Raw genomic sequence first — 15,201 nt, forward strand, 5'->3', positions numbered from 1 at the left:
AAGAAAAAAGGGACGGGATATTATGCATTATGTAACGCGTAAAGCACTTATTGCAATATTTGTCGCCGCATCAGGCTTATCGGCACTCGTCTGGCTGCAGCCTTTTCTGCCCACTGCCTTTAGTGACGGAAACTATTTAGGCATCCACTCCTTTTTAGAATTAATCTCGATCATCGTCTCCTTTTCGCTGTTCAATATCGTCTGGATCAGCAGAGATGCCCTGGAAGGCAGTCTCGGACAATCGCTGATCATTGTCGGAATTTCCTTTTTTGCCGTAGGATCAATGGATCTATTGCATGTATTTACCTATCAAAATGCCGCCGACTATCCCAGTACCTATTCCCAGATGAAATCTGTCTTTCTTTGCCTATATGCCCGTTACCTGTCGGTTGCGGCAGTTGCAGCCATGCTGATCTGGCCCAGCCGGTTAAGTATAGACAACAATAAATTGGCCAAAATTGCACTGTCCACTGCCATTGCCGCTATCGTTCTGGCCCTGGCCGTAACGTATTACTGGCCCGCAGCGTGGCGGCCGCAAAACCCGCCGCTGCTCAAAAGCTCCATGGAACTGCTGCTCATTCTTTTGTATATTGTCACCCTTGGACTGGTCCGTGCCAGGAGCAGCACCTTGAAAGACAGTGTGGCAGGAAAAATTGCTTATTTTCTTATCTTCTCCCTTTGTTCTCAAGCCTCGTTCACATTTTTCAACAGCGAGGTTGTTACGTACAGCTTATTAGGCCACATTTATAAATTTATTTCGTTTCTTTTCCTCTATCAGGCCGTTTATTTATCAGGCGTATTTAATCATTTCTACAACCTAAGTGAAATGGCCAAAATGAGCGCTGAATTGCTGAAAGAATCGATTTCACTCAAGCCGATTATGGAAATTCAGACCAAAAAACTAAAACAGATCCTGCCTAAGGCAGAAAGAATATCGTTTTATACTACCGGGAAAGATCCGAATCACTTTTTACCGAGCTATCAATGGGGAAAATACGGTGAAATCTTTTCGCATAGCGAAGGGATCTACATTAAAAATTTTCAGAAGCTGTTTGGTCAAAAGGTCGCCATTTACAATTCTCCCATTGATTTGCTGCTGAACAACTTATCCGGCGACTATTCTCTCCAGCTTGTTCCCTTATTCAAAGAAGCTAAGCAAGTCCTCTATTTGCCATTAGCAGTGGAAGGACGGTTTTATGGCTTTATCATGGTGTACATCTTCTGCCAAGTGAACAGCTTCGATGAGGACGACATGGAAAGGGCCGAACTGTTTCAGACTTTTGCCGCATTAGCTGTTGCCCAGATGCGGCATCAAGAGCTGGTTACCAAGCTTTCCTATGAAGATGGTATGACAGGCCTGCCCAACCGGCGCCGCTTTTTTGAGGAAATTGAAAAAGCCGTCTATGCCTATGACCGGTACAAAACCCCTTTTACCGTTATTTATCTGGACATGAACAATTTAAAATATATTAATGATACCTTTGGCCATGATGCCGGGGATGAAGCGCTGCTCACCATTGCTGCCTATTTGAAGAAAGCAACGCGCCAAAGCGATCTGCCTGCCCGTCTGGGCGGGGATGAATTTGCCATACTCTACCCCTACATGGATCATAAAGGTGCACAAACCAAAATTGCCGAGCTGAAACTGCTCTTCGCCAATCTTCAGCTAAAGCAGGCAGACGCAGCCTTTTCTCTGGCGGTAGGCGGTGCCAGTTATCCTGACGAAGCCACCGACGCTGATACGCTGCTCAGCTTGGCAGACGACCGCATGTATAAGCACAAAAGAGAAATGAAAAGCGTCATTGAACGCACTGCAGGATAATCATCCGCAACCAATAGGTGGCATTATGCCGCCTATTTTTTGTATCCGATTAAAGGTTGTATCTTTTCAGCTTGCGATAGAGCGTGGCAATCCCCATTCCTAAGTGGGCTGCCGCCTGTTTTTTCCCCTCAACAGTAAACCCGAAAAGCTGCAAAGCCGCAGCAATTGCCTGACGCTCAAGCTCCTCGGCAGGAGAGATCGCAGGTAATCGCTTTGCCTGCCGGGAACCTACGCCGGCCTGGCCTCTAATTTTCACAGGCAGGTCAGCTTTGGTAATTGCGCTGCCTTCCGCCCGGATAACTGTACATTCCACCGCGTTTTCCAGTTCCCGGATATTACCCGGCCAGTCATACTGTTCCAGAGTCTTATAAGCCTCGTCAGTAAAGCCTCGGCTCCCCTCAGCAGCGGTACCGGCATGCTTATGTAGCAAACAATCGGCTAATTGGCGAATATCGTCCTTCCGTTCACGCAAGGGGGGAAGCTCCAGGACAAACACATGAAGCCGGTAAAAAAGATCTTCCCGGAACTGACCGGCTGCGACCAATTGTTCCAGATTGCGATTGGTTGCAGCGATAATGCGCACATCAACAGGCAAGACGCGCATACAGCCAACCGGCTCTACCGCTCTTTCCTGCAGCACCCGCAGTATTTTAGCCTGTAAGGACAGAGGCATATCGCCAATCTCATCTAAAAATAAGGTACCACCATTGGCAAGTTGAAATTTCCCCGGCTTCCCGCCCTTTCTGGCCCCCGTAAATGATCCTTCTTCATAGCCGAATAATTCACTTTCCAGCAGGGTTTCGGGGATAGCCGCGCAGTTAATAGCAATAAACGGTCTGGCGCTTCGGCTGCTCTCACAATGAATTGCCTGCGCAAACAATTCTTTACCTGTGCCGCTTTCACCGGTAATCAGCACAGTCGAAGCCGTTGCCGCCGCCTTACGAGCCTGATCCTTTACCCCCTGCATCACTTCACTGCTGCCAATAATAGCCTCAAAGGAAAGTACTTGTTTGCTGCAGGCACTGGCTAAATCTGCCCCTGGCGTCATCACACGCAGACTGGCAACCGTCCCCTGAATGCGCCCGTCGACGATCATCGGCTTGGCATTAATCATATAGTGATGCTGTCTGCCATGCTGCCAGATGTTGACCTCCCGATTGGCAAAACCGGCGCCCTCCCGCAATACCTCAGGAATCGGGCTGCCTGGAAAGACTTCATTGATATGAAAACCAATCACATCTTGTGCCTTTACCCTAAACATCGTCTCAGCAGCATAATTAATGCTGATAATCCTGGCAGTATTATCAATTGCCAAAACGCCTTCCGTAATAAAATTCAATACTGTCTGAAGCTGATTCTTCATAAACAGCAGCCTGTTCATACTGTCAGCCTCCGCCGCTTTAGCGGCCAGCAGCTCCCCCATCCGCCGGATGAAGGTCAACAGCCGTACATTCTTCGCAATAATTTCCTGACGATGCTCTGCTGAAAAGGCAATGAGACCGATGATGCCAATAACCTCTGTCCCAATAAGAATTGGACAACATAACTCCGCTAGCTGCTTACAGACAGACTGTCTGTCACAATTGCGGCATTGCTCATCGGTCGTAACATCGGTAATGATAATTTCTTTTTTCTCTTGCAGTACTTTCTGATATAACGATCTGCCGGCAACCGCCTGGCCAATCGTCTGTTTATGATCTCCGGTGCCGGCAATCCGCGTTAGAGTATCATCAACAATCGTTACCTCAATACCAAGAACACTGGAAATAGCCTCAGCAACCTGCTGAGTCGTAATTTGAATTTGCTGTAGCAGCGACACGTACATCACCCCAAACAATAATTATCACATCTTTCTTTAATAGAGCCGGAAAATCCTGTTACGAGTACAACACAGGCACTTAATTTGGCCTAATTTTTATAAACACAAAGAAAGTATGATAAATTTATCATCAAACGATAATTTTATCATACTTCACATTGATAATGTACTGTTTCATACCCATTATCCACCTAAAAAAGTCTGGCACAGGAATTGCATCAGTATCCGCTAAAGAGGAGGCGGAACACGATGGACAGCAGACTATTGATTTCTTTATTGAAAGCGGAAGTAATCCCCGCAATGGGTTGTACCGAACCAGGTGCAGTGGCACTGGCTGCCGCTCAGGCGGGAAAAGTGCTCAAAAAACCGATTGATTCCATAGAAATTATCGTGAATGCCAACATTTATAAGAATGGCATGGCAGTCGGCATACCCGGAACCGGAAGCACCGGCCTGGAAATTGCTGCTGCTTTGGGAGCCATCAAAAAACAGCCGGAGAAACAATTATCAGTGCTTGCAGCAGTTTCTCCCGAAGAATTAACTGACGCACTACAGCTGCTGTCAGAGGGCCGAATTCAAATTACAGTAGATGACGACAAAAGCAATCTGTGGATATGCGCTCTCATAAAAGCAGGCTCTGAATGGAGCCGGGTAATCATCGCAGATCACCACACCAATATCATCAGCATTGAGCATAATGGCGAGGTCATATTCAGCAAATTGAGTGATCCTGCCCGCCAGGCGGTAGACAACCGGCAGGTTCTGCGCGGCAGTGATATTACTATTGCTGGCCTGATTGCCGCAGTTGAACAAATTCCCAGCCAAGAACTGACTTTTCTGCTGGACGGAGTTGAAATGAATCTCGCGGCTGCCCAGCTAGGCAGTGCCAGACAGCTGGGGATGGGTATCGGTCATGTATTTGCGGAAATGCAGGGTCAGGGCATCATGGCAGATGATATCATCAACTATGCGAAACGACTGACAGCAGCTGCTGCCGATGTGCGCATGTCCGGTGAAACAGTTCCGATCATGAGCAGCGCCGGCAGCGGAAATCACGGCATAACCGTTATCTTACCGGTCTATGCCGTGGCTGAAAGGATAAACTGCTCCAAGGAGCGCCTAACTCAGGCAATTGCCATCAGCCATTTAGTTACCATTTATATCAAGATTCATACAGGCAGCCTATCGGCGCTATGCGGCTGTGCAGTAGCTGCCGCAACCGGTGCCAGTGCGGCAATTACCTGGCTGCTTGGTGAAGATATCGCCAAAATTCAAGCGGCAATGAAAAATGTGATTGCCAATCTTACCGGTATGATCTGCGACGGCGGCAAAGTAGGCTGTGCGCTTAAGCTCTCCACTGCGGCAGCCACTGCAGTAGAAAGCGCCCTGTTGGCCCAACGGCATATCATTGTGCCCAGCACCAACGGCATTATAGCGCCAACAATAGAAGAAACTATCTGCAATCTGGGGAAAATCAGCAATCCCGGGATGGTAGAGACGGACAAAATTATTCTCAAAGTCATGCTGGCCAAAGGAGCACAGAAAAGCGTCTCCTAAACAGGCAATACTAAAAGACATCAATCTCCTCTCCAAGGACAGATATGTCCTGATATCAATAGAAAAATTCACTGTATTATGTTATACTGTATACAATATTTTTTCATTATTCTTGAGGAGGTCCTGTACTTGTCTACTTATCAGCCAGTAACTGTCGCGATTATCGATGAACTAAAACAGCTGCTCGGTGAAAAAAACGTGATCACCGATGCGGATAAACTTGTTACTTATAGCCACGATGAAGTAACCGATCCCCACTATCATCACGCTCCGGAAGTAGTTGTCTTTCCGGCTACCACGCAGGAAGTGGCACAGGTGCTGCGCCTGGCAAACCGGGAGGTAATTCCCGTTGTCCCCCGTGGAGCAGGTACAGGACTGGCCTGCGGTGCAGTTCCCCTCCATGGCGGAATTGTGTTATCCCTGGAAAAAATGAACCGGATTATTAAAATCGACGCAGATAATATGTATATCACAGTTGAAGCCGGAGTCCGCACGGAAGAAGTGCAGCAAACAGCCAAAGCTGCCGGCTTGTTCTACGCAGGAGACCCTTGCAGCGGCGACAGCTGCTTTATCGGCGGTAATGCCGCAACGAACGCTGGTGGTAACAAAGCAGTAAAATACGGTACCACCCGTCATCAAATCTATGAAATGGAAGTCGTTACCCCCCAAGGGGCGGTTACCACACTGGGCGGCCGCCTGGCCAAAAGCAGTACCGGTTACAATCTTGACCAGCTGCTCATCGGCTCGGAAGGCACACTGGGCATCATTACCCAGCTCACACTGAAATTAATTCCCCTGCCTCAAAACTCCATGGATCTGTTAGTCGTTTTTGCGGATATTCATACACCAATTGCCATGGTATCTAAGATCATCAAAGAAGTTACTACTCCAACCTGTATCGAATTTATGGACAATACCGCCATTCAGAGCGTGGAAAGCTTCCTGAATGAAAAACTGCCGCACAGTGATAATGGACATTATCTCATAATCCAGCTGGAAGGCAACGACATCGAAGAGCTGGAAGACTTTGCGGTGGCAATTGACGAACTCTGCATGGCCAATGGCGCGTTAGCAGTAATGATGCCCGATTCGCAGAAAATCTGGCGGGCCCGCAAATCAGCTGCTGAAGCATTCCGTCATGAAACATTAATTCACAGTAACGAGGATATTGTCGTTCCTCTTGATAAGCTGCCGCTTGCCATGCATACAATGGCGGATATTTGTGAGAAGCACCAGGCAGTAACCCGCTTTGTCAGCCACGCAGGAGACGGCAACATTCATATTTCTATTCTGCAAGGCGACATTCCGGAAGAGCATTGGCAGCAAAAACTCGCTGCCATTCATCAGGATATCTTTGATTTTGTATACCCCTTGGGCGGCAAGCTCTCCGGCGAGCATGGCATCGGCTACAAGAAAAAAGATTTGATGGAAAAATACACCGATCCGGTCGAATTGGAAATGATGCGAGCGATAAAAAAGGCGCTTGATCCTAATAATATATTAAACCCTGGCAAGATTTTTGACATCATCTAAAGGAGGCGTATCTATATGGTAGTATTAATCGCTACATTACAGGCCAAACCAGGCAAAGAGCAAGAGCTGGAAACTGCGTTAAAGTCCGTATTGCCTCAGGTAGAATCAGAACAAGGCACCGTCCAATATATCTTACACCGCTCGGAAAAGCAAACTGGTAAATTCATGTTCTACGAAAAGTATGCCGATAAGGCCGCGCTGAACCATCACAGCACTACGCCCTATTTAAAAGAACTGTTTGAGAAAATTCCCAGTCTCCTGGCAGAGAAACCCGTTATTGAGTTATACGAGGATATTGCCGCAATTAAACGTTAGCAAAAGGACTGCAAGCCAAAACGCTTGCAGTCCTTTTACTTTCAACTCATACTAGCCAACTAATCGGCTATCCGCTTTTCACCGGTTATTTTTTGCAATGCTGCAATATCCTGAGTCACTTCCAAGGTCCCCTGATAATCTCCCTGCGTATCACGGATCGCAAAATACCGGATAGATACGTATTTTTCACCCATACGAATCCAAAAATCTTCCTGATCTTTTTTGCCGGACTTGAAGTCGGCTACCAACTGATCAACAATATGGACACTAGCCGGAGGATGGCAGTTTTCTACCTTACGGCCGATAATTGTGCGAGTACGTGGAAAAATACGGTCTTTTGTTGCAGAAAAGAATTTCACTGTATCATTTTTATCAACAAAAGTAAGGTCTACCGGTAAGTGACTGAAAATCAGCTCTAATTCATTGATAGAAAGTACACCGGTATTCATTTTTATTGAGCTGCCTCTACCCGTTTCGGTATGCATCCCAACAGAATCTGCCGAACTCTTGGCAGGCTTCCATCCTGTATCGGGCTCAATCAGGCAATAGCCAATCTCATCACTATCCATCAGAATCTGATGCCACTCATCTTCAGCAAGCGTTTCTAATGCCATTGGCAAAAGGATTTTTTCCTCTTTAAAGATCATTTCATTGATGCGTTCTAATGCATCTTCCGCTTTGCTGATTAGATCCCCCTGCAAGTCAGACTGATAGGCTGCAGCTAATTTTTTAGTCTCTTTCAGCTGAGCTCTTATCTCATCATCGACGCCCCACATAACCTGTGGCGGTGCGGTAATGCCGTACTTCTCTAAGTAGGGAAAAAGCAAGTTTTCCTTACGGCTGTAATGCTTGTCAATATCCCACAGCAAATTAAGCTTTTCGGTAATGCTCAAAGCAATGGCTTTCTGTTTATCTGCTGGTGCTCGCCGCAATTCGCTTAGTAATGGCTTGATTTCACTACTGATCAGTTTTTCCAGGGCGCGGTTTTCCTGTTGAAAGGTATGAACCGGATGACCTGAAGTGACCGACATATCCGGAGATTTCTCCAAGGCATCCCGGAATACGGCTGAATGAACATCACATAATCTTTGTACTTCAGTGATAGGTAAACCTTCATCAATCAATGATTGTTCCACTGCCGACAATTCACCGGGTGCTAAATCCTTGACCACTCCATCAAAACGGGCCTTAACGGCAGCTAATGGTTTTCCTTCATGGAGGTCAGTGATGATCTCACGGAGTACTTTCTTACGCTGCTCCCGATTGTTAATTAATTCGCTCAAACGGAATCCCTCCTGCACGCATGTAATTTTTCCCAGTTAGTATGTGCAGTTCAGTCGTATATTAGCCATATCATGGGCACTTGTATAAAGGCTTTCGAAAACAATCGTAACAAAATAATTAAGGGCGCAAGTTACTTCCTGCGCCCTTAAATTATTTATGCTTTATCCATGAAATAATGTTATAGATTATCTTAATAAAGCGGCTCAACAGTATTGGTATAAATACCACTAGCATCGGGAAAAAATTTACGGCTGTTTTGAAGACTGATCCGGTGTGCGCAAACGCCACAGACGGTGCTGCCAGTAAAGCCAAGGTTACCAGCAAAGCCCGCATAATTTCGACCCCCTATCTATCTGATATAGTGGTCTATTGCATCCTGTAGATTTTTCAAAAATTTATCCTGCTCACCCTCGTTAACTGCATGAACCAGGCAATGTTCCAGATGATCTTTCAAAATGAGTTTTGCCGTATTATCCAATGCTTTTCTTACGGCAGCAATCTGTAGTAAAACTTCCGGGCAATCCCGCCCTTCTGCCGACATCTGCTTAATCGCTCTCACATGACCTTCTATTCTAGCCAAGCGATTCACTACTTGTTTCTGATGAGCATGTATATGATTATGCACTATACCACTCCTTATATTTTACATCCCCCCAGGGGGGGTTATGCAAGATTAAACTAGCGAAGCCTAGTTATTTGTTTTGCCATCTGCAGTAAAAGCCCATCGTGCAACTGCACTGCATCATAGGGACAGAGTTCCTGACAGCAGTAACAGCGAATACATTTTGTGTAGTCAATCGCAGCTTGTCCACTCACAATATCCATCGCTTGGGGAGGGCAATGCTTAACACAGCGGCCGCAGCCAACACAGGAGGCGGTAATCTCCGGCCGGGCAGTCAATTGGCTGCGCCCAAATGCCGCCAGCCATTTCGGTATCCGGTCTTCCAGAGACTGAAGACTGCGCGGTTCTACGAACTTCCATCGCAACTGCCCACCACTGCCAACAAGTTCAATTGCCGGAAAGGCAGGTGTCAAACTTCTTTTGAGAGCTAATGCCGTCACTGGCAGCTGCTCTGGTTTAAAGCCCATCATCTCAGCCATGACAACATCTACGGCATAACAATTGGCTCCCCCCAGGATCACTCCGGCTTTAATAGGCTTTCCATTGCGCGGACCGTTTCCCTCCATACCGATAACACCATCTATAATTGACAATACCGGTTTCACACAGTTTGCCAAATCAATCAGCATAGCAGCAAACTCCTGCCGTGCTTGCATGCGCAAGTGGAATTGTGCCTTTTGCATGCCCACAATACAGCCAAATAAATTCTTTGTCGCTCCGGTAGCTCCCATAAAGGTATGAGTCTTCATTTTGGCAAGAGAAATAACTTTATCAACCTCTGCTAAATGACGGGTTACTGTAAACTTCTTTACGGTTATCCCATCAGGATAAGCCACCTCTGTTGTCTCATCAAAGGCAGCCAATTCAACTTTTTCCTCCTGGCAAACAGCTAGAATTCCGCACTTCTCTGCCGCTTTCACTGTTGAAGTTGTTCCTGGTGAATCTCCGACCACGGGTATTGCTCCAACTTGGCGCACTGCACGAATGACTGCTCTAACTACCTCTGGATCGGTAGTTACACAAAGACCTTTTTCCACCGCTTCCAGCATGTTCGGCTTCACTAATACTCTATCACCAGGCTGTATAAACTGCGACATGCCTCCTAAATGGGCAAGCAATTCTGTTATGGCTTGTTCGACTATATGTTGATCGTAGGAATCAGCTTTGACCGCTGCTACTTTTGTCATTTTTTGCGACCGCCCTTAGCGATTTTCTCAAATCGATATATTGTAAAACGCTTTTTAATATTCTCATGAAAATGCAAAACCCCTGCCAAATTCGCTTAAAAGTTAACCTTTGAAGATCACCTGCATATCCAATATGCTGATTTCTGGCATAGCAGGATTTTTAAAGTCCAAATTAGAAGTAATATTGACCCAAATATTATAATTATTTCTATATTACTAAAATTGAGGTGGAACTATATATGACGATGGGAAGTAATAATTTAGTTTCTGTCCCGCCCGAAACAAGTGTTCAAGCAGGCGTAGACAGTTTTTCGCAAGGACTTACACGTTACCTCTCTAGTTTAAGTTTACCAGCAGAAAATGTCTTAGTTGAACCCCAAGAACGTTTGACAGTTATGAACAATCTTCCCGCTATCGTTCAGCGACTAAATCCTCAGCAAAAAAATGAGGCTATGTATATTTCAAAATTTATCGCTGCATGCGGTGCAGGACTTTTTGATGCCGCCTTAAATTTTTTGTGGAATGAAACGGTACTAAATTTAAGACAAAAGGTTATTCGCTTTGATATAAATTATTTTCTTGATAGTATTATCACTGATACTCGAAGAAGAGCCAGTTTCCGCAATGAGGACGATCTTAAAAACCTAGATGACTGGGAATTGATAAAAGGGTGCAAGGATACTGGTATTATAACCGATATCGGCTATATGCATCTTGATTATATACGGGATATGCGCAATCATGCCAGTGCCGCCCACCCTAATCATAATGACCTAGACGGACTGCAACTATCGAGCTGGCTTCAAACCTGCATAAAAGAAGTATTAGCTAAGGACCCCGAAGGTCCAGTAATTGAAATCAGAAAACTACTAAATAACTTAAGAACAAATGTACTCTCCGCCGCTGACGTACCTCCAATTAGAGCCAATTTGCAACAAATACCTGTTGTCCTTATCGACTCGACTCTTCGAGCAATATTTGGTATGTATACAGATCCATCCTTAGCCGCACAAGTACGAACCAACTTAAGACTTATCGTCTCATCTGTATGGGAAAATTCTTCAGTTCAAGCAAAATATGACTGTGGTTTGAAATTTGCGGTCTTCTCCGCAAATGCAGAAATCCAAAGGAAGAACCTCGCCCATGAGTTTTTAGACAGTCTTGAAAACGGGCTTTCTTACCTTACAAATGACCACAGAATTATGGAAATGGATCAAGTTTTGGATACGTTATACTCTGCCCATATGGGATGGAATAACTTCCATAATGAGCCTCCTCACGCACGGAACCTAGCAAAATATATACCTGCAAACGGGGAAATTCCTAGAGAAGTTTTAGCAAAATACATTAAAGTCTTAATCATGTGCGCTATAGGAAATGCATATGGAATTTCATCTTCAGCTGAACCAATATACACAGAATTAATTAGCCATTTTTCTGATAAGCATTATTTTGAATTTATTAGATTATTAGCCGACTCTGATATTCAATCTCGCTTAAGATACTCCAGCTGCAGTATCAACTTTCGTACACTAGCTTCTCAATTTAATAGCCGGTCAACCAATCTTCCACTTAAGGAAGCCTTGAAATTTATCGCTGATTCTAACAATGAAGCATTACCGAAACTGGTTAACGATACTCGCTTGCGCTCTAAAGTACAAATTATTACTCTAATATAACTAGATAGATTAATCATTCAAATAAAAAGACTCTACAAATGTAGAGTCTTTTTATTTGAATATAGAAGCTACAATATATAGCTAAATACATTGCATCAATTTCTCTCTTTCATATTGAATTAAAGACTTTGACAATGTATTAAAATTAGCTTTTATATATTGAATTACTTCATCTTCACTCAAATGCACTGGTATTTTTTCTTCTAGCTGTCTTATAGTGCTCGAAGGTATCCCATATTCAGAGAGTATAGATAAATTTTCACGTACAAAATCATTTTCAAGTTGTTGTACAAAATAACTATACGAACCGCCATGTTTTCTGTGTCTTTCACATACATATCGTTGTAAACTGTCTACAACTCTTAAGGCTTTAGGTACTGTAAACTGAAACCAATGACGATATATATGAAAAGCTTTTTCTATAGACTCGTCATAATATCTTAACTTTCTATCGTCTGTCAAATTTTGTATAGTTTTTAATTTAGTTGAATAAATATCTTTGACAATATGCATGATATTCTTGTGTTTTTTATATTCATCTATATATCGAACAAGTTGATCAACTGAAACCACTGCATGCTTACTTCTAAAATCAAAAAGATTATTTTCCCCTAAACCTAAAACATATCTTAATTTATTCCAATTAGGTGTTTGTGTCCATGCAAAATTATTATAGTCATTAGTATTTATATCTCTTTCCAAAGCATAGTAAATATTCATTTGCCCATTAATAGAAACACCATTTCTTTTTATTATATCTAATAACTGTGGCATAATTTCATGTATTTCTTCATATCTGCTTAAATTTATAGAAAGTATATCATTTTTAGGAATGTTTACTAAAATTTCATCAGTTATTATTTTTTGTTCATAAAACGGAATATCAATTTCTATTTTCTCTTTCTTAGGTGGTAAACAAAAATTATATATTTTTCCTATATAATGTTCCATTAGGCGACCAGATCTTCCCTTTATATTACTATAATCAAAAAAATCTATGTCATTTCCACCCTTTTTCCCATCAAAAAGTATCACATTTTTTGCGCTTGTATTTACACCCTCAATGATGGTTGAAGTGCAAAAAATGCACTTTAAAAGTCCTTCATTAAAATATTTAATTATAGTAGTTGCTATATGTTTTTGCAATGAACCATCATGAATTGCAATTCCAAATTGTAGGCCTTTTGACAAACTCCACTCTGAAGAAATATTATTATTAATCCATTCAATCAAAGGGAGCTCATTGTTTTTCAAATAACCTTTATTCTTATTTAACAAATAATTCAAATAGTCTCTAGCAAACCGTCTAGCTCTGCTAGGTGTAGAACAATAAATTAAAGTTTGTTCATTTTGTAAAGACTCCAATAAATCAAATAAAATTGCCTCTTTCTGTGCATCCTTTTTTTTATCAGAATTTCCCCAACATATTTTTTCATATAGATTAATTACATTACAATCCACTAATGAAAAATCTGACTTATAAAAAACAGCATTATACTTTTGGGCAAAGCCTTCTGATATGCTGTCAATATTTGGTCCTAAGAAGTAAAAATTACATTTAAATTTATTAATTATTTTTAAAAAAGCATTATTAAGTGCATCTGCTCGATCATCTTTTCTCTTTAGACTCAATTTATAAAACTCATCAATTATTAAAAAATCTATATGCGGCAAGTTATCATATTCCATAACTCTTTCAGCTGTAAGCAAAAACAAATTTCCTTTTTCTTCTGAAAATGGCTGAGAAGTTCTGACAATGATTTTATATTTATCATTATATTTTTTCATTTTCAATCTTGTTTCATCAAGGAGTGCCAACGTAGGTTGAATAATAACTATGTTTTTATATTTCTCAGATGCTACAACCTCTTCAATTAGCAGGCTTTTACCAAAACTAGTCGGAGCGCTAGCTATAACATTTTTTCCCGACTGAATATATTCAGAAAGCTTTTTTTGTTCTAAATGAAAATATGTTTTCTCAATATAATTAGAAGAATGATATTCTTTGCGTATTTCATCACTTAGTGAAGTAACATTTAATGTATCTTTATTTTTTTCGATATAAGGATAAAAACCAACAGCTTCTATAATATCAGTCCATAAGGTGTAAGTATTTTGATCTAATTTATGTAATTTAGCTAATATATGAATTACTATTTTACGTGCTTCATATTGTTTATTTTCATCTTTGCTAGATAATAATTTTGAACAATATGATGCTAGTTGAAAACTTTCATCATAATTAATAAATTCAACATTATCAATATTGCTAATTATTTTTTCCATAATTACCTCACATATTTTGCATATGCCAAAGTTTTTCGTGAAGCTTAATAGCTAATTCTTTTTTGTTTTTTACAGGAAATAACATTAAAATAATATTCAAATTTTTCTTAAGGGGATGATTATTATTACTATCAAAGTATTTTTTCAATTCACGAACATTATCTTTATGATAAATAATAGTTTGATTATCTTTCATATTTGAATATAACTCATAAATGTCATGTGGATAAATACATAGTAGTGGTATGTTAATAATATTAATTTTATCTGATAATTTATTACAGTTACTTAAAACATCTATCCAATTATCTCTCATCGGAATACTATTATTTTCAAGGTTTTTCTTTATAATACTAAACTGCTCGTTTAAATAATCTGTTTTAAAGTGACTTAACAAATCCTCGATTAATTCACTAATTCCCCTCTTACTATCCGTATAAAATTTACTTTCCCCTAACCAAAGAATTTTCTCATCAGGAGAAACATGCACTGAATCAAACCCATGTGCGGGTACTCCTGCAGAATCTTTAAAATAGACTTTCGAGATTAAAGGAATTGTCGCTTTAAAATCTCTCAATAGCAAATGTAGTAGTAATTCTCCAAATTCTCCACGATTATAACTTTTTAAATTTTTTATTTCATCTTCAAGAGATTCATCCTTATCTAAATAATATCTCCTCATCAAATTATATTCGCTTATTTTATAGATACTTTTAGCTGCTTGTCTAAGTTTATCAACAGTATCATTTTGAGGAATATTAGGGTTTTCATAATGGGCAAAAACATATTCGGGAATTACATTTATTATTGTATTAGCAAGTTCGTTAAGCATAAAACAAGAATTTCCACAATCGTCTATATCCGTATCTACTAGAAAAGAATTAAGATCAGTTTCACTAATATTTAATAATATAATTTTCTTTTTATCGAAAATTCTAGTCATAAAATTGCTCCTAACGCTTTTTGCATAATAAATTGACTATTCTTTATATTTATATCATGTAATATAAAACTCCTGCCAAAATAATACATATTAAGGCAGGAGTTTTCAAAATTATTCAAAAAATATTTACTCTAATTATATTGAATCCCCAAGT

11 protein-coding genes are annotated in these 15,201 nt (G+C 41.3%); 5 read left to right on the top strand and 6 right to left on the bottom strand.

From position 1 onward, the window contains the following. Positions 1-22: 22 nt before the first annotated feature. Positions 23-1,822, top strand: coding sequence for a diguanylate cyclase (locus RTR76_RS08830; RefSeq protein ID WP_312519376.1), 1,800 nt, complete (start codon positions 23-25; stop codon positions 1,820-1,822). A 49-nt stretch (positions 1,823-1,871) separates the two neighbouring features. Here the strand turns inward: RTR76_RS08830 and RTR76_RS08835 are convergent, their stop codons facing one another. After that, positions 1,872-3,647 carry a sigma 54-interacting transcriptional regulator gene (locus tag RTR76_RS08835; protein WP_312519604.1) on the bottom strand — a complete coding sequence of 592 codons (1,776 nt, stop codon included), beginning with the start codon at positions 3,645-3,647 and terminating at the stop codon, positions 1,872-1,874. A gap of 243 nt (positions 3,648-3,890) precedes the next feature. Here RTR76_RS08835 and RTR76_RS08840 point away from each other — a divergent pair, with 243 nt between their 5' ends. The 3 genes from RTR76_RS08840 (at position 3,891) to RTR76_RS08850 (ending at position 7,046) form a co-directional block, all read left to right on the top strand. Then, positions 3,891-5,198, top strand: a complete 1,308-nt coding sequence (locus RTR76_RS08840) for an L-serine ammonia-lyase, iron-sulfur-dependent, subunit alpha (RefSeq protein ID WP_312519379.1) — start codon at positions 3,891-3,893, stop codon at positions 5,196-5,198. 129 nt (positions 5,199-5,327) lie between these two features. Continuing rightward, positions 5,328-6,731: an FAD-binding oxidoreductase gene (locus tag RTR76_RS08845; protein WP_312519381.1), complete on the top strand. Its 1,404-nt coding sequence runs from the start codon at positions 5,328-5,330 to the stop codon at positions 6,729-6,731. Between the two features lie 15 nt (positions 6,732-6,746). Continuing rightward, on the top strand, positions 6,747-7,046 hold the full coding sequence (locus RTR76_RS08850; protein ID WP_312519384.1) for a putative quinol monooxygenase: 300 nt from the start codon (positions 6,747-6,749) through the stop codon (positions 7,044-7,046). Positions 7,047-7,105: 59 nt separating this feature from the next. Here RTR76_RS08850 and RTR76_RS08855 read toward each other — a convergent pair whose 3' ends face one another. The 3 genes from RTR76_RS08855 to RTR76_RS08865 form a co-directional block, all read right to left on the bottom strand. Continuing rightward, positions 7,106-8,329 carry a DUF438 domain-containing protein gene (locus tag RTR76_RS08855; RefSeq protein ID WP_312519386.1) on the bottom strand — a complete coding sequence of 408 codons (1,224 nt, stop codon included), beginning with the start codon at positions 8,327-8,329 and terminating at the stop codon, positions 7,106-7,108. 350 nt (positions 8,330-8,679) lie between these two features. Next, the gene (locus RTR76_RS08860) at positions 8,680-8,955 is read right to left on the bottom strand and encodes a metal-sensing transcriptional repressor (RefSeq protein ID WP_312519389.1); all 276 of its coding nucleotides are present in this window, start codon (positions 8,953-8,955) and stop codon (positions 8,680-8,682) included. Between the two features lie 53 nt (positions 8,956-9,008). After that, entirely contained in the window at positions 9,009-10,139 is a 1,131-nt protein-coding gene (locus tag RTR76_RS08865) for a DUF362 domain-containing protein (protein ID WP_312519392.1), read from the bottom strand. A 239-nt stretch (positions 10,140-10,378) separates the two neighbouring features. On the opposite strand from RTR76_RS08865, the gene RTR76_RS08870 reads away from it, so the two are divergent. Continuing rightward, a complete protein-coding gene (locus RTR76_RS08870) occupies positions 10,379-11,818 on the top strand; it encodes a hypothetical protein (protein WP_312519395.1) in 1,440 nt (479 codons plus the stop codon). Positions 11,819-11,899: 81 nt separating this feature from the next. Here the strand turns inward: RTR76_RS08870 and RTR76_RS08875 are convergent, their stop codons facing one another. Both RTR76_RS08875 and RTR76_RS08880 read right to left on the bottom strand, forming a co-directional pair. Beyond that, positions 11,900-14,104, bottom strand: coding sequence for a DEAD/DEAH box helicase (locus RTR76_RS08875; RefSeq protein ID WP_312519398.1), 2,205 nt, complete (start codon positions 14,102-14,104; stop codon positions 11,900-11,902). A gap of 7 nt (positions 14,105-14,111) precedes the next feature. Continuing rightward, positions 14,112-15,047, bottom strand: coding sequence for a DUF1837 domain-containing protein (locus RTR76_RS08880; RefSeq protein WP_312519401.1), 936 nt, complete (start codon positions 15,045-15,047; stop codon positions 14,112-14,114). Positions 15,048-15,201: the final 154 nt, after the last annotated feature.

The sequence above is a fragment of the Anaerospora sp. genome (genome assembly GCF_032013335.1).
In the GTDB taxonomy this organism is placed as follows: domain Bacteria; phylum Bacillota; class Negativicutes; order Sporomusales; family DSM-15969; genus Anaerospora.

Excerpts from the sequence above, each read along its gene's own strand:
- RTR76_RS08830 (WP_312519376.1), top strand. The coding sequence starts at position 23 with ATGCATTATGTAACGCGTAAAGCACTTATTGCAATATTTGTCGCCGCA.
- RTR76_RS08835 (WP_312519604.1), bottom strand. The coding sequence starts at position 3,647 with ATGTACGTGTCGCTGCTACAGCAAATTCAAATTACGACTCAGCAGGTT.
- RTR76_RS08840 (WP_312519379.1), top strand. The coding sequence starts at position 3,891 with ATGGACAGCAGACTATTGATTTCTTTATTGAAAGCGGAAGTAATCCCC.
- RTR76_RS08850 (WP_312519384.1), top strand. The coding sequence starts at position 6,747 with ATGGTAGTATTAATCGCTACATTACAGGCCAAACCAGGCAAAGAGCAA.
- RTR76_RS08865 (WP_312519392.1), bottom strand. The coding sequence starts at position 10,139 with ATGACAAAAGTAGCAGCGGTCAAAGCTGATTCCTACGATCAACATATA.
- RTR76_RS08870 (WP_312519395.1), top strand. The coding sequence starts at position 10,379 with ATGACGATGGGAAGTAATAATTTAGTTTCTGTCCCGCCCGAAACAAGT.
- RTR76_RS08875 (WP_312519398.1), bottom strand. The coding sequence starts at position 14,104 with ATGGAAAAAATAATTAGCAATATTGATAATGTTGAATTTATTAATTAT.
- RTR76_RS08880 (WP_312519401.1), bottom strand. The coding sequence starts at position 15,047 with ATGACTAGAATTTTCGATAAAAAGAAAATTATATTATTAAATATTAGT.